The organism is Tolypothrix tenuis PCC 7101 (assembly GCF_963874875.1).
GTDB classification, from domain to species: Bacteria; Cyanobacteriota; Cyanobacteriia; order Cyanobacteriales; family Nostocaceae; genus Aulosira; species Aulosira tenue.
In genome coordinates, this window is record NZ_CAWNJS010000001.1 from 5112676 (window position 1) to 5131592 (window position 18917).

Here is an 18917-nt window from a genome sequence, read left to right on the forward strand (position 1 = left end):
ATTGCGTCTCTCCAATTTTTGACCCTTGACTCTGGACTCTTTGACAAAATAATTAAAAATCAATGTGGAGAGGTAAAAATTTTGGTTTTACCTCTTTTTTGTTTGATTTAATGTTCTTAATAATTAACATTTGCTTATAAAGAAGTAATAATAAATGTCATATTTGAATGACAAATGTATGTTATATTAATAGCGTGATGAACGCTACAGAAATATCAATTGCTATGATTGCCGAAGATATCCTAGCCAAAGAATTTACTAGAGTAGTAAATCACTATTACCCTAGCGTTGGAGAATTACTGCAAAATTGTCATGTGAAGGTGATTACTTGTTTTTGGGGAAGACCTGCTAGACGATTGCAATATATAGGGATTTATTGTTCTGATGAAATGCTGCCCCAAGTGCAAGCCCAAAAAGATGTCCTCAGAGAAATAGCAGATAATATGGGATTAGTTCAGGTAGTTTGTATGAATGCTGATAGATTACTTCGCGATCCATTGTCAACGTTAAAGCAAAATAATCCCCGCCTGTGGTTGGAATTACATTGGGTCGCTGCATCTTAAAAAAGTACGAGAACGAGTATCTCAGGTAGGCACAAACTGCCCATACCAGCAAATAATGAAAACAGGACTTTTCTGCAATTACGATAATCATCATCAGGATGCCCACCGTGCCATCTTTGAACAAGTTGCATTGGTGAAACAGGCAGAAAGCTTAGGCTTTGAAGAAGCCTGGGTAAGTGAGCATCATTTTAGTGAATCCAATCTTAGCCCTTCAATGTTGGTGTTAATGGGGCATTTAGCGGCGTTAACTTCAACAATTAAACTAGGAACAGCAGCCGTTTTGTTGCCGTTTTATAACCCAATTAGGGTGGCTGAAGATATTGCCACGTTAGATAATTTATGCAATGGCAGATTGCTATTTGGGATTGCCAAAGGTGGGCCATTTCCCGAACAAAATAAGCATTTTGCCACACCAATGGGTGAATCTCGTGCCCAGATGCTAGAGGCAATGGCATTGATTCAGAAGCTTTTATATGAAACAGAAGTATCATTTAACGGGCAATATTATCAATGCGATCGCCTGACAATTTACCCCAAACCTTTGCAAGCACAAATTCCCGTATATGTAGCCACTGGCGATGATGACGGTGTAGGGTTTGCCGCCAAACATTCCTTTGGCTTAATGGGGGGGCCGCCTTTTTCTCTGCACAGATTGCGGAATACTGTTGCTAAATACCGTGCCTTAAATTCTAGTGGTTCTGAAAACCTAGTACTGACTCGTTTCTTTTATGTTGCCAGGACATACGACGAAGCAGTAACAGAGGCGTTGCCTTTCATCCGTAAATTCAGCAAAAAAATGACAGCAAATGCAGCTGTTGTCATGCAGAAAAGTTCTACTGGTCATAAGGCATTTGATCGCACCAATATTTGTTTTGATGAAGACTTTTTGATTGAAAATTCAATTATTGGTGACGTGCAAACCTGCCGAGACAGAATCAAAAAATTTCAGGATGAATTAAATCTAGGCACGCTGGCAATCAAACCCTCAGCTTGCGATTTGCAAAAAAACCTGGAGAGTTTGACGCGCTATAACCAAGAGGTGCGGAATTATGTCTAAGTTACCTTTGTTGCCACCTGATGATTTACCTCCCAAGGAAATCAGCAAAATGGATGGGATGTTACATCTGGAACTAGAACAATCGATTGGCAGATGCTTTTATCAAGCTTGCGATCGCATTACGCAAACATTGTTAGCAAACTGCCAATGGTATCTCACCAGCAACGCTACTACCTTAATGCTAATCATTGACTGCCCTGACATCGTTTCCTACTGGCATATAGTCAGCAATGTTCCCCAACTAGGAAACAGATTAGAAAGGTTTACCACTAACGCCAAAATCCGCGTTTACCCCCCATTTGGCAAAGGCGGGCCCTTTGAAATCAGCGTCGGTGAAATCTCTGCTTATCGAGATTGGTTATAAAAGGGCATGGGGCATTGGGCATGGGGCATTGGGCATTGGGCATTGGGCATGGGGTGTTTGGTAATGGGTAATGGGTAATTGGTAATGGGTAATTGGTAATTGGTAATTGGTAATTGGTAATTGGTAATTGCTTTTTCCCTTTCTCTCCCTTATCCCCAGTCCCCAATCCCCAATCCCCAGTCCCCAATCCCCAATCCCCAGTCCCCAGTCCCCAATCCCCAATCCCCAGTCCCCAATCCCTACCCCTTATAAGCTACGACAGCATAAAACGGATCGCCCCCAGGTACTCCTAGCCACTGAAGCACAGGCGGGGTGTTTGACTTATGCACAATTACTTCTGGGGTAGAAAATCCTGGGACTGAGGCGAAATAGCTTTTGACTAACTCTACTCTCGCTTCTTCGGAAGCATCCCGCCAAGCTTGGATGGCTTTTTGAAAGAACATTCGGTTAGAAAAACTGATAATTGCTACACCACCGGGTTTAAGAATGCGGTGGATTTCTGTAAAGACAGCTTCTGGATATTGGATGTACTGTACAGAAACACAGTTGAGTACGGCATCAAATTCTGCATCCTGCAAAGGTAGCTGCGGATTGGCATTGATGTCTTGCACAAAGTAATGATTTAAGCGGGGATTCCGGGCTAATTCTTCAGCATTGAGTCCATGTCCCTCTACATGGGCAAATTGCATTTCTTCTGGCAAATGAGACACCCAACTGCTCATCATATCCAAGATGCGTGTGTTAGATTTAAGACGATCGCGGTATACATCTGTTAACTGTTTAATGAACGCTTCATCAACATGGGTGACAAAGCGTGGATAGTCATAAAACAGTTTGTCATTTGTGTCATCTAGCTTTAGGCGTTGATCTGGTTTGAGAATCATCATCTTAAATGTCTATTGAGAAGGATTTTTTCCACAACTGAATTTATTTCAGCTAGGATTTGGATCAAATATTTTGTATGCTGCTTTACATATTTTAAAGTCAGATCACAAATATATGAAATCTCCGACGCTGCATTAAATTCGTACTAATTAATGTCTTACAAAATCCGATTATTCCCGAGTATTGGGCGGCAAATCTATCTTTTGGTTAGATTGCCTTATATAAGTTTGTTAATTTGGCTACTGCCTTTGTTAATATGTAATTCTGGGCAAAGTAGCTTAATGGCTCATGATGAAGGCTATTATGCAGGACGAGCACGCCAGATGTTTGACTCTGGTGATTGGATAGCTCCTTGGGGAACTGCTCATCATAAAACCCCTGGCCCTTATTGGTTAATTGCTACTGCCTATAATTTGTTTGGTGTAAGTGAATTTAGTGCCCGATTTCCGAGTGCGATCGCAAGTATTTTGGCTCTATTTATTTTATATGAAATTGGCAAAATTATTGTCGGTAAAAAGGTAGCTTGGCTAGCAGCGACAATTTTGAGTGTGGAATTTCTCTGGCTACAGTCTAGCCGTTTAGCTGCACCTGATATACCAATGATTTTATTGGTACTTTTAGCGATTTTATCTTTACTAAAGGCAGAATTAAATCCTAAATATAGCGATTTTTTGCTATTTATTGCTGGCTTGTGTTTTGGTTTGGGCTTCTTGACGCGCAGCTTTATGATTTTGTTGCCGATGGTGGCTTTATTACCTTATTTAATTAAGGAACATCACCGTCATCATCATCTTGCTAACCCAAGGTTGTATTTGGGGTTGGTAGTGGGTTTAATTCCGGTATTGGCTTGGCTATGGTTAAGCTGGTCGCGCTATGGTTATGAGAGTTTTGGGCAGTTATTAGGGTTTGTGGTAGAACTCGGTTCTGAAGACCGCAACCATAATGGTATATTATTTTATTTATGGAATATTCCTTTAAAATCCTTCCCCTGGTTATTTTTCGCCATTTTAGGCTTGATTGTAGCACTGCGCCGTCCGATTGCGAATTACCAGTTAATCTTAGTCGGATTTCCCCTGGTTTTATTTACTGAATTGAGTATTTTCTCTACTCGTCTGTCTCACTATGCGCTTGGGCTTTATCCGTTTATCGCGTTGCTGGCGGCTGTGGGTTTAGATTGGTTGGGCAAAATTTATCAATCTACGCAAATAGACGCGATGAATCGCGTCTCTACAAGCGAAAAATTATTGATAAAAAATAACGATTTCCTAGAGGATGGTGAGGGAATCACCAAAATTCAGCCTAGAGGGGTGAGGCTGCTACCAGATAAGCGCAAGATAGCTCAATCTTTTGCCTTTAGCCCTGATGGAGGTAATAAATTATTCTCATGGATGAGGAAGGCTGAGAACAATATGCCGCGTAATCTCAGTTATGCCATTGGCATACTGGGAATTTTACTGATAGCAGTCAGTATATTTGCGTTAGTTTCTCAAGATGCTTATATTCGCGATCGCACAAATCTTGGCTTCATTTTAGGCTTAGGTTGGCTGATTGTGCCTGTGGTGTGGATAGCACGTCACCGCTTTGGGCAAAAGTTTTTGACTGAGAATTATTGGTTTGCTAGTTGGTTAATTCCCTGCTGGCTAACTTTGGCTACGGCTGGTAGTTTAGGGCTATTAAGCGACTATAACCCAACTTTAAAAGCCTTTTTCCAAGAACCTGCGATCGCATCTATTCTGCAAACTCATCCTGTGTCTTTTGTGCAAGTTTACGATAAAAACTCTGTCTTGCTGCATTTCTACACGCCAATTCCCGGGCAAGAAGTAGATTCAATAAGCCAATTACCGGCTTTTAGCTATGCTTGGATTTACAAACAACAAAATTCTCAATTATCCACGTCTTATCGTATTCTTGCTACACTACAAGAGTATCAGCTGATTCAAGTCCTTCCTTAAGATAGATGGCAATCTACTGTTGCAAGCAAATACTAGGTTAGTTAGAATAATATTACGCACACTAAATAATATAGTGAAATGGTGTCTACATCTAATGAGTTTGAAGTTTTGGAGTCCTGGCAGCAAGTTCTGGCACCCAACAGTATTGGCTATAGAATCAAGTTGCTCTCACAACTGCTAACTCGCAAGTTTACAGAAAGGCTAGAGCCTTTCGGATTGACACCGTTTCATTGGTTAGTGTTGTGCTGTTTGTGGGAAGAAGATGGTTTACCGACTTCCAGTATTGGCGACAGGCTAAAACAGGTAGGCGGGACTTTAACCGGCGTTTTAGATCGGATGGAAGAACGCGGTTTAGTTCGTCGCGAACGGGATGCACATGATCGCCGCATCTGGAGAATTTGGCTAACCGATGCCGGTAAAGAGTTAGAAACGATATTACCGCCACTAGCCGCAGAATTACGCGATCAAGCCATGTCTGGTATTTCTTACCAAGAGCGCGAATTATTTTCCCAGTTGTTAAATCGGGCGATCGCGAATTTGAGTTGAGGGATTGGGTAATGGGTAATGGGTAATGGGTAATGGGTAATGGGTAATGGGTAATGGGTAATTGGGGAAAGAAAGGAAGCAATAATTTAATGACCCTTGACCCTTGACCCTTGACCCTTGACAGCCTTCGCACCACATTTTCAGAATTTCTATCTTTAGTTAAAGTCACCATCACCCACTTGGGTGAAGTACTGTGAAGTTTTGTTTTGGCATAATAATACTACGCACACGAAGGGAACGTTAGATGAAGGCAAGTAATTGAATATTACGTGTACTAAATAAAAAACTAAATTTTATTGATGAGTTAGGGGAATCAACAATCATGGGCGCTAATACTGGAAACGGACACAAAAAAGGCAATATCTCTGTTATAGACAAACGACTAATTACTGATGTAGAGAGTTTAGAGGCTGTTACAAGAGAGCCTTCCGTCAGTGCAGAAGCACCAGTTGTAACTCCCGAAGCTCCTCCAGTACCAGAAACTGAGGTTCATCCTCAGCCAGAAGCACAAACAGAGAAAAAGGCTGAGAAGAAGCGGAAAAAACCGATTGGTTTGATTTTAGCTGGCGTGGGTGTGGGTGCGATCGCGGCTGGTGGTTTTGGTTATCACTATTGGCAATATGCTTCTACCCACGAATCAACAGATAACGCTACGGTAGTGGGAAACATTCACCAAGTTGCTAGCCGGATTCCGGGGACTGTTAGTCAGGTACTAGTGAATGATAACCAACTGGTACAACCTGGACAGTTATTAGTCACACTCGATCCACGAGATTACCAAAGTAAAGTACTGCAAGCGCAAGCAGCATTAGAAAATGCTCGTGGACAGGCGCAAGCAGCCCAAGCAAACATCGCTTTAACTTCTCAAACTTCTAGCGGTAAAACCGCTCAAGCGCAAGGAGATGTGAGCAATGCGCTAGCAGCGATTTCCACAGCGCAAGCCGCAGTTAAAGAAGCGCAAGCCGGGATACCCGCTGCTCAAGCGGAAGTACAACTAGCCCAAGCCGGGATACCCGCCGCCCAAGCTCAAGTAGCGCAGGCTAATGCGAACTTGGCAAAAGCCCAAGCAGACTACAATCGTTACAACAGCTTGTTTAAAGAAGGCGCAATTGCTCGCCAGCAGTTAGATACAGCTAGAGCTGCTTATGATGTGGCTGTAGCGCAGAAGAATGCTGCAGTTCAGGGAGTAGAACAAGCACAAGCTAGGTTAGCCTCTGCAAGAGTAGGTGTAGCCAAAGCGCAATCGCAACTTGCACAAGCACAAGAAGGTGTCACCAGCGCTCAAGCAAAACTCGCAGCATCAAAGGGTGGATTGCAACAAGCCACCGCCACCGGACAAGATACGGCTGTGAAACAAAGCCAATATGAAGCCGCAAAAGCTGCGATCGCCCAAGCTGAAGCATCGCTCAAAGACGCACAGTTGCAGCTTTCTTACACCAACATTACCGCCCCTAGTGCCGGACGAGTAGGTAGAAAAAACGTGGAAGTTGGTAACCGGGTGCAAGTTGGTACACCATTAATGGCGATCGTTGATAACGGCTATTGGGTAGTAGCGAACTTTAAAGAAACCCAATTAAATAAAATGCGACCTGGAGAACCAGTTGAAATCAAGCTGGATGCTTTTCCCAATCACCCCTTTAGAGGTCGTGTTGACAGCATATCACCAGCCTCCGGCGCTCAATTCGCTTTACTACCACCAGATAACGCCACTGGTAACTTCACCAAAATTGTCCAACGGATTCCAGTCAAAGTAACTTTAGACCAAAACAGTATCCAAGGATATGAGTCACGAATTACACCAGGGATGTCTGCGGAAGTTGATGTAGAGGTGAAATAAGCTTTTGTAATTTCAATAAGGAACAGGGAACATTCTTCTGAATATTTCTCTGTTCCTTTTTTTATTATCTGCTGTGATTTAGCTATAACTAACGACCGATGACTAAGAAGTGAAAAAATTTTATTATGTGCGTTGAATTACCCTTATTTTATTTTTTGAGCGAGATAAAAAGCTCTAATTTATATTTGATTTAAGCAAACACAAATACCATGCTTTTGGGTAATTAAAAAATCAAAAATTCCGAGAATAATTTTATCTTTCGGGGCTATTTAGCTATTACAAATGGCAAATGAGTAAAACAAAGTTCATTCTACCTGCATTAAAATCCAGAAACTATCGCCTATTTTTTGCCGGACAAGGGATATCTCTAATTGGAACCTGGATGACACAACTAGCTACAGTTTGGCTAGTTTATAGCTTAACTAACTCCGCTCTCATGTTAGGAGTAGTTGGTTTTACTAGTCAAATTCCGAGCTTTTTTCTTGCTCCCTTTGGGGGTGTTTTTGTAGACCGCTTTTCGCGCTATCGTACCTTAATTGGTACGCAAATCATGGCGATGATTCAGTCGCTAGCATTGGCTGTATTGGCGCTCACTGGTGTAATTCAGGTATGGCATATTATTGCTTTAAGCTTGTTCCAAGGATTTATTAACGCCTTGGATGCGCCAGCTAGACAAGCTTTCGTACCGGAACTAGTGGAAAAAAGAGAAGATTTAGCCAATGCGATCGCGATTAATTCCACCATGATTAATGGGGCGCGATTAATTGGCCCAGCAGTTGGCGGTTTAATCATTGCCAGAATTGGTGCTGCTTACTGTTTTCTGATTGATGGTTTAAGCTATATTGCTGTGATTGCTGCTTTATTAGCAATGACAGTTAAACCTTGGAAAGTGACAGTAAGTCAGGGAAATGCTCTGCAAAAAGTTAAAGAGGGATTTGTCTACGCTTTTAGCTTTCCACCAATCCGAGCTATTTTATTACTATCAACTTTAGTTAGCTTAATGGGATTACAAAATACTATTCTTGTACCCATATTTGCTGAAGAAATTCTTAAAGGTGGTGCAGAAGCATTAGGCTTTTTAATGGCAGCTTCGGGCGTGGGAGCATTATCAGGTGGGATTTATTTAGCGACGCGGCGCACAATATTAGGAATTGGCAAATTAATTGCCATCGCTCCGGCAATTTTAGGAGTAGGTTTAATAGCTTTTGCTTGCTCACGATATTTACCACTGTCTCTATTCACAATGTTGTTTGTAGGCTTAGGAACAATTTTACAAATTGCAGCAAGTAACACGTTTTTACAAACAATTGTGGAAGAAGACAAACGCGGTAGACTAATGAGCTTGTATACCATGTCATTTTTAGGCATGATACCTGTAGGTAATTTATTAGGAGGTTTCTTAGCAAGTCGCATCGGCGCTCCTAACACCTTAATTCTTGATGGTATAGCTTGTATTATCGGCTCTATATTGTTCTTCAAACAATTACCAGCTTTGAAAAAGCTTGTTATACCCATTTATGAGCAAAAAGGCATTGTCAAACCTGTAGGTGCTGCTAGGTAAATTAATATGCCTTAGTTAGATATAAAACATAAAATTTCCTAGGTTGAGTGAACGTAAAACTGTAAACTAATGAAAACCAACAGATTTACAGAAATGTTGGGTTTCGTTCCTCAAGCCAACCTACAATCTACAATCTCTTTAATTACGAATTACGAGTTACGTAGCGCTTTGCGCTTCCCGTAGGGTATTACGAATTTTTTGAATACTGGAGCAATTCTATGGCTCAGACAGGTGCTATCCAACAACAGCCTACCTTACCGCCAGATCATATACCGCTAAGAACTTGGATTGGTGTATTAGCCAGTATGCTAGGTGCATTCATGGCAGTTTTAGATATTCAAATTACTAACGCATCATTACAAGAAATTCAAGCAAGTTTAGGCGCAACCTTAGAAGAAGGTTCCTGGATTTCTACTGCTTATTTGGTAGCAGAAATTGTGGTAATTCCCTTAACAGGATGGCTATCGCGGGTATTTTCCCTACGACGTTATTTATTAGTAAACACTGTACTATTTATTTTCTTTTCTATCTGCTGTGCTTGGTCATGGAATCTCAATTCTATGATTGTCTTCCGTGCTTTACAAGGCTTCAGTGGTGGGATATTAATTCCTTCTGCGATGACCGTTGTATTGACGACTTTACCACCATCTAAGCAATCAGTAGGATTAGCAGCCTTTGCTATTACTGCAGTGTTTGCGCCCTCAATTGGCCCTACATTAGGAGGTTGGTTAACAGAAAATTTTAGTTGGCAGTATAACTTTTATATAAATGTATTTCCAGGTGTGTTAATGCTTGCCGGAGTATGGTACGGCATTAAACAAGATAAACTGCAGTTGGATTTGCTGAAGCAAGGTGACTGGTGGGGAATTCTTTCTATGGCCATTGGCTTAGGTTCCCTACAAGTTGTATTAGAAGAAGGTAGCCGTAAAGATTGGTTTGGTTCGGCTTTAATCGTCCGCTTAACTATAGTAGCGGTAATTTTTATAGCATTGTTTTTGATAATAGAATTAACTCGCAAGCAACCATTTATTAATTTAAGATTGGTGCTGCGGCGTAATTTTGGTTTAGCCAGTATTGTTAATGTTTCTTTAGGCGTGGGCTTATATGGCTCAATTTATGTTTTGCCATTATATCTTGCCCAAATTCAAAAATATAACGCATTACAAATTGGTGAAGTATTAATTTGGGCTGGGATTCCGCAATTATTTATTATTCCCTTCATCCCTAAATTAATGCAACGCATTGATGTGAGGTTGATGGTGGGTGTAGGGGTTTCTTTGTTTGCGGTTAGTGCGTTTATGAACGCCGGAATGACTCATCAAACAGGCTTAGATCAATTAAGATGGTCGCAACTTGTCCGTGCAATGGGACAACCATTAATTATGGTTCCACTAAGTAGTATCGCTACTGCGGGATTGAGTCCTAAAGAAGCTGGTTCGGCAAGTGGTTTATTTAATATGATGCGGAATCTGGGCGGTTCTCTAGGGATTGCAGCCTTAGCAACTTTATTAACTAATAGAGAGCAATTTCACTCTAATAGATTAGGTGATAGCGTATCGCTATATAGTCCCGAAACTCAACAGCGAATCGACCAGATGACGCAATATTTTATTAGTCGAGGAGCCGATTTAAGTAGCGCCCAAAATCAGGCGATCGCATCGATATCTAATATTGTGCGTCGTGAAGCTTTTGTCATGGCGTTTAATGATTGTTTCTACTTTATTGGCATTGCGTTACTATTAAGCGGATTGGCGATTATCTTCATTAAAAAAGTCAAGGCAACTGGTGGGGCTGTCGGGCATTAAAATAATTCGTAATTTGTAATTCGTAATTCGTAATTAAAGCCAGATCTCCACCTTCTTTTGAGAAGTCGGGGATCTATTTTTTCGCCAAGGGTTGAGGCGGCTATCCAATTACCATGAGATCCGTTCACGTAGGATGCGTTAGCGATAGCGTAACGCATCAGCAGTAAAGGTAATCTCACATTCCCCGTTCCCCTTTTCCCCTTCACCCAATCCCATAAGAGAGCCTGTAATTTGTCATCATATAAATATTAGTTAATTGATTTGTGATGGAAAATTTCTCAACCAGAGAGATACACTAATAATTTATAAAGTCTGCGATTTGAGAATCTCATCCCAAATTCCAAATTTAAATTCCTGTAATGTCAGACGTTAATAATATTGATACTGTGACGCAAGAATTATCTGATAAATCTCCTGTTTCTACTCTACGGGCAGAAGCGATCGCACGCATCCGGAATAGCCTGCGCCCTGGACAACAGCAAATGGCTGATTGGAACTGTGGCCCTTTGGCTGTATCGGCTGTACCTGGTGCAGGGAAATCTACAGGGATGGCGGCGGCTGCGGCGATCGCAGTTGCACGTCAGTATGAACTTGCAGCCCAGTCGCGCCCAGCTTCTCGTCGTCAGTTGGTAGTTGTGACTTTTACCCGTTCTGCGGCTGCTAATATTAAAGCGAAAATCCGCAAATATTTACGCGATGATTTATCTTTACCCCAGACAGGTTTTGTGGTTTATACCTTGCATGGTTTGGCATTAAATATCGCCAGCCGCCATCCTGAATTATCGGGGTTGCAGTTAGAAAACGTCACATTAATTACACCAAATCAAAGCCACCGCTTCATCCGTACTGCTGTAGAACAGTGGATTGCGAATCATCCCAGCCTTTATTTACGCTTACTCGAAGGTAGCCAATTTGACGGCGAAGAAACAGAAAGATTGCGTCGTCAATCGGTACTGCGAACAGAAGTATTACCAGACTTAGCAACAACAGTTATTCACGAAGCCAAAAGTTCTGGTTTATCCCCCGAAGACTTACGCCAGTGGAGTAAACAAACCTCAGACCCCTACGCCATTTTAAATATAGCCGCAGGTTTGTACGAACAATATCAGAAATTAATGCGATCGCGTGAATTCATCGACTACGACGACATGATTTTAGCCGCCCTGCGCGTCCTAGAAAACGACAGCGCCCGCCGCATCGAGCAAAATCAAGTTTTCGCCGTCTTTGAAGACGAAGCCCAAGATTCCAGCCCATTGCAGACGAAGTTGCTGGAAATTTTGGCGAGTAATGCGGAGGGGGATGAGGAAGATAAAACAATTAATCCCATTACCAATTACCAATTACCAATTACCCAATCCCCAATCAACCTAGTCCGAGTAGGCGACCCCAACCAAGCGATTAACTCAACTTTTACCCCAGCCGATCCAATTTATTTTCGGGAATTTTGTGCCGAGTGCGATCGCATGAGCAGATTGGCGACAATGGATCAAGCTGGGCGCAGTACAAGAATTATCCTGGAAGCAGCTAACTTTGCACTGGAATGGATTAATAGTTTTTACGGAGTGAAGATGCAACAATCATCTCATGACTCCGTGATTTCTCTTCCCTTCCGTCCGCAGAGAATTCGGGCTGTGGATACTGGTGACCCCCAAGCAGACGCAAACCCAGCAGCAGTAGGAAGGGGTTTAGAACTATATACCCCACGTGATATTCATCACACTGTTGAATTGCTTTCACAGCGAGTCATTGAATTATTTGCTGATGACCCTAGCAAAATTAGCGCAGCAGTGTTAGTGCGGGAAAATCGCCAAGGACGATGGCTAGCTGAAGCGCTAGAACCGATATGCAAAGAGCATAAAATTACACTTTATGATGTGGGAGAACGCGATCGCCGTTCCCAAATTCCCCAAGAAATTTTAGCATTACTCCAATTTTGCGATCGCCCTCATTCCCCAGATTACCTAAAAGCGGCTTTAGAAGTATTAGTGGAACGCCAACTCATACCCACCCAAGACTTAAACGCACTGGCGAGTTTACCAGAAGATTTTTTATACCCTGGCCCCTTAGCCGCACCACAATCAGAAACAGTCCAAAAAGCTTCACACTTGTGTCGGAGTTTACTCCGCGCCCGCTTAGAACTGCCAATATATCAGCTAATTTCCTTTTTAGCTTTGGCTTTGAATTACGACCAAGCCGAACTCGCAACGGCTGACAAACTCGCAGAACGAGTAAACCAGCAAATTTCTGGTAATAGTTCAATGGGCGCAATGCTATCAGCCTTAAGTGAAATTGTCAGTTCCGAACGCTTTGAAGCAGTAGAAACAGAAGATTTAGAAGCACGTTACACCCGTAACGGTCAACTGACAATTATTACCATGCATAAAGCCAAAGGGCTAGATTGGGACTATGTTTTTATTCCCTTTCTCCACGAAAACTTAATTCCCGGTCGCTTTTGGGTTCCACCCCAAAGCCAATTTTTAGGCGACTTTACCTTATCAGAAGTCGCCCGCGCCCAAGTACGTGCTGCTTTGCATAATGAATCACAGATACCCGATGTCTCCCAAGCTTGGGAAGTAGCAAAACATCTGAAAACTGCGGAAGAGTATCGCTTACTCTATGTTGCCATGACCAGAGCCAAGCGCTTATTGTGGATGTCTGCAGCACAGAAAGCCCCATTTACTTGGAGCAAACCTGAGAATTTGCAAGAACAAGCACCTTGTCCTGTGTTTCCTGCTTTAAAACGTCAATTTCCTGATTATGTACTTTCTTTAGCAACGATGGTTCATTGATCGGTCAGTTACTTTAGCGAGATTAGATACCCGACTTTTTGAAAAAGTCGGGTATCTGTCTAGCAACTTTTGCTGAATTAAGTACTATTCCCAGAATTATTCATAGATTTCAAATACGATTGCATTTTTTTAAACAACTTTAATCCCATTTTCATAAACAATTACAATATCACCCTCTTGATTAATTAGGTTTAAAGTATTTGAGTGATATATATTACATATCTATTTAACATTTGTATTGAAAATTACTTAACAATGGTCGCCAGCCCAATCTACGCATGATGAAACCTCTAACAAATAAGATTGTCGCTTATTTATAAAGTTAAAAACTAATTACATCAGTGTGTTATATGTGTATATTGTCCATTATAATATATTACGAAAAATGAGCGCATTGCCTTACACTACAAACTATCTGGCGCTGTCTGATAGCTTTCTGATGACAAACTACATTTAAGCTTTAATTTATAAATTTTTTATAGAATTTCTCATATCAATATTAAGTATTGTCACGGTTTGTATTTAATAGCAATTTAGGGCATTCTATTATTTTAGACATTTATTCTCTGCCTTGAATAACGACACATTTACAGCAGATTGCTGGTTAAGTACAGATAATTGTAAGAGCATGGCAGTGCTATGCCCCTAGCAACTTATGAAATACAGTATATTTTATGCCTAATTCTTGCTGGCACTATCGCTAAGTGAAAGTTGATGTAAAAATATTGCATTTTGTTATTAAAAATAGTTCGTTCTAATTAATTGATATCTCTGGATCAAAGGTGGTTATACACTAATGTCATATCCGAAAGATGAAGTCGATAACAATATCTCTCAGGCAAAACAATTAAGTTTATACGAGTCTAGTAATTATGAATATTTACTGCGCCAAAAGTTGCGTCAAGAAAAGTTACTCAGCAGAATCTCGCTGAAAATTCGGGAAACATTAAAATTAGAAGAAGTACTGCAAACTGCTGTAGAAGAAGTTAGACAATTACTAGCAACAGATAGAGTGGTTTTATATCAGTTTGTCAATGGTTGGAATGGTTCAGTAGTAGTAGAATCTGTTAGCTCAGATTATATGTCTATTTTAGACATGGATATTAATGATACCTGCTTTTCACAAGAACATGCAGTTCTCTACCGCGATGGACGAATTAGAGCAATTAACGATATTTATCTAGAAGGATTAGCTAGTTGTCACGTTCAATTACTAGCTCAATTACAAGTAAGAGCAAATTTAGTTATTCCGGTGATCCGCCAAGATTTTTTATGGGGTCTTTTAATTGCTCATCATTGCCAAAACTCTAGAAAATGGGAAGATTGGGAGATTGAGCTACTTAAGCAGTTGAGTGTTCAATTAGCGATCGCAATTCAACAAGCACATCTTTATGAACAGCTGCAAGCTCAAGTACAAAATTATAGCGTGAATAGTAATTCACAAGAGAATGCAGCCATATATGCTCTCCAAAAACTAAAACTTCTGCTGCAACGGGAAGATATTTGTTGGGAAACTTTACCAGCAATCGTAGAAGAAAGCTTAGATAAAGCCTATCAAGGAATCATTACTTGGGATAAAAAGTAGATATCTGGTTTTAATAATCTAGCTTGATTCCGCAAATTTTTGTGTGGAAAGGAGACAGATAAAAATAAATAGGTTAGCAGATCAATACTGCTCGGTTAAGGATTTTTAACTCTTAATTTGATCTAGGGAAAAGGAGAAAGGGTAAGGGTTAAAGGTTTTTTCTTTCCCCTTTTGCCCTTCCCCTTTCACCATTACCCCTTACCAATTACCCATTACTTACGTTTTTTCTGTGTAGACTTAGCCACTCTCGACTCAATAGTAAATTCTGGTATTTCTGCGAGTTCTACTTCATCTAAACTATACTGTTCGCAAACTAAACTCAGGCGGTTTCCAGGAGTTTGAACTGCATTAACAGAATGTGTTAAATCGCCTTGAAAGTAAACTAAAGTATTCATTTGTGGCCTAATTTGTCCCAGTTGGCGTTTGTGCGATCGCAGTACCAATTCTCCCCCCTGCATATCGGGAGGTACGCGCACATAGAGAACGCTAACAACTAAAGGCGGTTCTATAGTTTTACAGTATGAACGCAAAGAGCGATCAATATGTGGATCGACACGAGAGCCTTCTTTGAGCAATAAAGGATTCAGGTAAAAAGCATTACAGTTAGGTAAAAGAGCTAAATCTAAATAAGGCTTGAAATAGGGAAACTGCTGCTCTACTTGTGCTATATACGATTTTTGAAACACCACAGAAAATCCCTTCGTACCAACAAAATCGCGGTTGAGGTTATTAACAGAAAAGTAAGGACAAGCATGGATTTCTCCCCATAATTTATTGAGATAATCGCTGGAGAAAGCGTTTGATTTTTGTTGATAGTTTTTCACAGTACGGTGAGGGGATTTAGCAGATTTTTAGCTGTAGGGTTAGTTACAATACTTCCCAGTTTTATGAAATTCCTGTGTGATTTTTCTCAGTCTATGCATCTCTACATTTTTCCTGTTCCCTCTGTTTACAAGTCATTTCATCAATGACTGCACATATCTTTAAAAGAGCAAATTGTCAAGATAGATCATAAGATCCATTCCGAAGAACGCTCGCCCAAATCGAGGGGAATACTCACAGCTTTGCCCAGACGGGGGCGATCGCGTGTTTGAGTGATAAATGTTTGGACTTGAGTCGTTCCACCTAAAGCATTAAGATAATTGGCAATGCTATCAAGATGGGCTTGATATTCCTCTTCGCTCAAGGGAAAAGAAGCTTGCTCAACATACTTCCACATGACTTGCAAAAAAATTTTTCCCTGGGATCGCCGCAGCTGCACATCGTAAGAGCGTCCCCACTTTTCAAGCAACAGTTGACGTAATTGCTGTCCTGTCATAGGTTGTCTCAATTAGATTTTACATTTAGTTATGATGTTAAGTTCCGTAACTCAAGTATGATAAGGATATAAAGAAATGTAATGCTAACAGAAAAGATGCTAGATATATCTTGGAACAAAGAAGTATGGCATTTTTGTGGGCGTTAGCATTTCGACTTAGATAAGAGTTGCTCACCTACTAGTACTCTTATCAAAATGCTTAACAAAATACACAAAGAGCGCGTAGATTATGGCTCAATTTTCTGAATCAGCAGACGTGCCCGATATGGGGCGTCGTCAATTCATGAATCTGCTCACTTTTGGAACCGTCACTGGAGTGGCTCTGGGTGCATTGTATCCCGTTGTCAATTATTTTATTCCACCTGCTGCAGGTGGCGCTGGTGGCGGTGCAACGGCAAAAGACGAGCTGGGCAACGATGTTAGCGTCAGCAAGTTTCTAGCAAGCCATAATGTAGGCGATCGCTCCCTCGTTCAGGGACTCAAGGGCGACCCAACTTATCTTGTAGTAGAAAGCAAAGAAGCGATTGGCGATTACGGCATTAATGCCATCTGCACCCACCTGGGTTGTGTTGTGCCCTGGAACGTGGCTGAGAACAAGTTTAAATGTCCTTGTCATGGTTCCCAATACGACGCAACGGGTAAGGTTGTTCGTGGCCCCGCGCCGCTTTCTTTGGCTTTGGCGCATACCAAAGTAGAAGACGACAAAGTTGTAGTTACTCCTTGGACTGAAACCGATTTCCGTACCGGCGAAGAACCTTGGTGGGCTTAATTATCTTTGTCAGCAGTCAGCGATCAGTGGTCAGTTGTTTACTTTCCACTGACAAATGACAAATGACCAATGACCAATTCACGAGACAATCGTTGCCCTTATAGAGATGAGAAATGCTTCGATAACAGCGAGGTTCACTCGCAGTACTAGAGCAATCGTCAAAACATTGCTCATAGCGATCGCTACGGTGACATTCTACTTCACCAGCGATTTAGCTCTGCCACAATCGGCTGCTGCCTACCCATTTTGGGCACAGCAAACCTATCCAGAAACCCCCCGCGAACCAACAGGGCGGATTGTTTGCGCCAACTGTCACTTAGCTGCAAAGCCGACAGAAGTGGAAGTTCCGCAATCAGTGCTACCTGACACCGTGTTTAAAGCCGTGGTGAAAATCCCCTACGATACTAGCGTGCAGCAAGTAGGTGCTGATGGCTCTAAAACCGGTTTGAATGTTGGCGCTGTATTGATGCTACCTGAAGGCTTCAAGATTGCTCCTGAAGACCGCATTTCTGAAGAACTCAAAGAAGAAGTCGGCGATACTTACTTCCAAACTTACAGCGAAGATAAGGAAAACGTCGTCATCGTTGGCCCTCTCCCTGGTGAACAGTATCAGGAAATAATCTTCCCAGTTCTGTCTCCCAACCCCGCAACTGATAAAAATATCCACTTTGGTAAATATTCAGTTCACGTAGGCGGTAACCGGGGACGCGGACAAGTTTACCCAACTGGTGAAAAGAGCAACAACTCTGTTTACAATGCTTCTGCTGCTGGTACAATCACCAAGATTGCCAAAGAAGAAGATGGAGACGGCAACGTCAAATATGTAGTCAGCATCAAAACCGACGCTGGTGAAGTTGTCTCTGATACGATTCCTTTAGGCCCCGAACTCATTGTTTCTGAAGGGCAAACTGTAAAAGCTGGTGATGCTTTAACCAATAATCCCAACGTTGGTGGATTTGGTCAAAAAGATGCAGAAATCGTATTACAAGATGCTAGTCGCGTCAAATGGTTGATTGCATTCATCGCGCTTGTGATGATGGCTCAAGTTATGCTCGTGTTGAAGAAGAAGCAGGTTGAGAAAGTCCAAGCCGCAGAAATGAATTTCTAAATTCTTTGCTAACTTACTTATTTGCAGACAGGCAATATGCCTGTCTTTTTTATGATTTTTTTTGGGAAGACCCTATGCGAAACAGAGTGGAACTTGGGGAATTCGTTTTTGGGGATGGGGGAGGGGACATGGGAAAGAACATACCAATGCCCAATTCCCTATGCCCCAAGCGGTGGGGAGAACAACCTCGTCCATCCACAAGGGGATGGAGTTTCCCGCCGCTTTCAATAAAAATCAGGACTTACGCAACTGGCACAGTTATCTTCTGGCATAAGAGTCAAGAGTCAAGGGTCAAGGGTCAAAAATTTAGGTTTTTTGGACTATTGACATTTGAACCTGGACAAACCTACACGAAAAAAATATGACACTTGCGTAAGTCCTAAAAATCTCGAATCAGTATTTTCTCGCAAATGATTAGGGATTGCTATATTTGGAATTCATCTAATTTTTATAAGTATTAGGGAAATTATAAATTTTGGGTAAATACTGAGAACTCAAATATGATTTCTTTGGTTTTTATTGTACTTTACATAGAGAAAGCAATACTGTGTTGTTCAGTTAACTGGTAGAAATATATAGGAATCATAAATGATTTGTGAAATCTTCACATATAGGTTTGTTAACCGTTGACAGTCAACAGCCAAAACTGATATTTTTCACAACTGAAATAGGATTGCTATATTCTGCTAAACCTGATTGAACCAAATACTTAATTAGTAGCGAAAGATAGCATTTTAAATTAACCAATTTCCGAAGAGTATCTGAGGAAAAACAGATA

15 protein-coding genes are annotated in these 18917 nt (G+C 41.3%); 12 read left to right on the top strand and 3 right to left on the bottom strand.

Going from position 1 to position 18917, the window contains the following annotated elements; genetic code table 11:
• Nucleotides 1-197: 197 nt before the first annotated feature.
• Genes AACU25_RS20245 through AACU25_RS20255 form a run of 3 tightly spaced genes read left to right on the top strand, consistent with a single transcriptional unit; the run spans nt 198 to nt 1984 of the window.
• Entirely contained in the window at nt 198-563 is a 366-nt protein-coding gene (locus tag AACU25_RS20245) for a hypothetical protein (RefSeq protein ID WP_096578686.1), read from the top strand.
• A gap of 55 nt (nt 564-618) precedes the next feature.
• On the top strand, nt 619-1620 hold the full coding sequence (locus AACU25_RS20250; RefSeq protein WP_096578688.1) for an LLM class flavin-dependent oxidoreductase: 1002 nt from the start codon (nt 619-621) through the stop codon (nt 1618-1620).
• Nucleotides 1613-1984, top strand: coding sequence for a hypothetical protein (locus AACU25_RS20255; protein ID WP_096578690.1), 372 nt, complete (start codon nt 1613-1615; stop codon nt 1982-1984). The genes AACU25_RS20250 and AACU25_RS20255 overlap by 8 nt, the downstream gene beginning before the upstream one ends.
• A 239-nt stretch (nt 1985-2223) precedes the next feature.
• Here the strand turns inward: AACU25_RS20255 and AACU25_RS20260 are convergent, their stop codons facing one another.
• Nucleotides 2224-2868 carry a class I SAM-dependent methyltransferase gene (locus AACU25_RS20260; RefSeq protein ID WP_096583900.1) on the bottom strand — a complete coding sequence of 215 codons (645 nt, stop codon included), beginning with the start codon at nt 2866-2868 and terminating at the stop codon, nt 2224-2226.
• Nucleotides 2869-3021: 153 nt separating this feature from the next.
• Between AACU25_RS20260 and AACU25_RS20265 the strand changes: the two genes are divergently transcribed.
• The 7 genes from AACU25_RS20265 (at nt 3022) to AACU25_RS20295 (ending at nt 14944) form a co-directional block, all read left to right on the top strand.
• Nucleotides 3022-4821 carry an ArnT family glycosyltransferase gene (locus tag AACU25_RS20265; protein ID WP_096578692.1) on the top strand — a complete coding sequence of 600 codons (1800 nt, stop codon included), beginning with the start codon at nt 3022-3024 and terminating at the stop codon, nt 4819-4821.
• A 78-nt stretch (nt 4822-4899) separates the two neighbouring features.
• Entirely contained in the window at nt 4900-5367 is a 468-nt protein-coding gene (locus tag AACU25_RS20270) for a MarR family winged helix-turn-helix transcriptional regulator (RefSeq protein WP_096578694.1), read from the top strand.
• A gap of 322 nt (nt 5368-5689) precedes the next feature.
• A complete protein-coding gene (locus AACU25_RS20275; RefSeq protein ID WP_096578696.1) occupies nt 5690-7204 on the top strand; it encodes an HlyD family secretion protein in 1515 nt (504 codons plus the stop codon).
• A 289-nt stretch (nt 7205-7493) separates the two neighbouring features.
• The gene (locus AACU25_RS20280; protein ID WP_096578698.1) at nt 7494-8765 is read left to right on the top strand and encodes an MFS transporter; all 1272 of its coding nucleotides are present in this window, start codon (nt 7494-7496) and stop codon (nt 8763-8765) included.
• A gap of 218 nt (nt 8766-8983) precedes the next feature.
• Complete coding sequence (locus AACU25_RS20285) at nt 8984-10570, top strand: DHA2 family efflux MFS transporter permease subunit (protein ID WP_096578700.1); 1587 nt, start codon at nt 8984-8986, stop codon at nt 10568-10570.
• A gap of 359 nt (nt 10571-10929) precedes the next feature.
• The gene (locus AACU25_RS20290) at nt 10930-13359 is read left to right on the top strand and encodes an ATP-dependent helicase (protein WP_096578702.1); all 2430 of its coding nucleotides are present in this window, start codon (nt 10930-10932) and stop codon (nt 13357-13359) included.
• A 796-nt stretch (nt 13360-14155) separates the two neighbouring features.
• Nucleotides 14156-14944 carry a GAF domain-containing protein gene (locus tag AACU25_RS20295; RefSeq protein ID WP_096578704.1) on the top strand — a complete coding sequence of 263 codons (789 nt, stop codon included), beginning with the start codon at nt 14156-14158 and terminating at the stop codon, nt 14942-14944.
• A gap of 212 nt (nt 14945-15156) precedes the next feature.
• Here the strand turns inward: AACU25_RS20295 and AACU25_RS20300 are convergent, their stop codons facing one another.
• Both AACU25_RS20300 and AACU25_RS20305 read right to left on the bottom strand, forming a co-directional pair.
• A complete protein-coding gene (locus AACU25_RS20300) occupies nt 15157-15768 on the bottom strand; it encodes a 2OG-Fe(II) oxygenase (protein ID WP_096578706.1) in 612 nt (203 codons plus the stop codon).
• A gap of 185 nt (nt 15769-15953) precedes the next feature.
• Nucleotides 15954-16262 (bottom strand): DUF3067 family protein, encoded by a 309-nt coding sequence (locus AACU25_RS20305; protein WP_045874220.1) that lies wholly within the window; start codon nt 16260-16262, stop codon nt 15954-15956.
• Nucleotides 16263-16491: 229 nt separating this feature from the next.
• Between AACU25_RS20305 and petC the strand changes: the two genes are divergently transcribed.
• Entirely contained in the window at nt 16492-17031 is a 540-nt protein-coding gene (gene petC / locus AACU25_RS20310) for a cytochrome b6-f complex iron-sulfur subunit (protein WP_045874221.1), read from the top strand.
• A gap of 106 nt (nt 17032-17137) precedes the next feature.
• On the top strand, nt 17138-18139 hold the full coding sequence (petA, locus tag AACU25_RS20315; protein ID WP_096578708.1) for a cytochrome f: 1002 nt from the start codon (nt 17138-17140) through the stop codon (nt 18137-18139).
• Nucleotides 18140-18917: the final 778 nt, after the last annotated feature.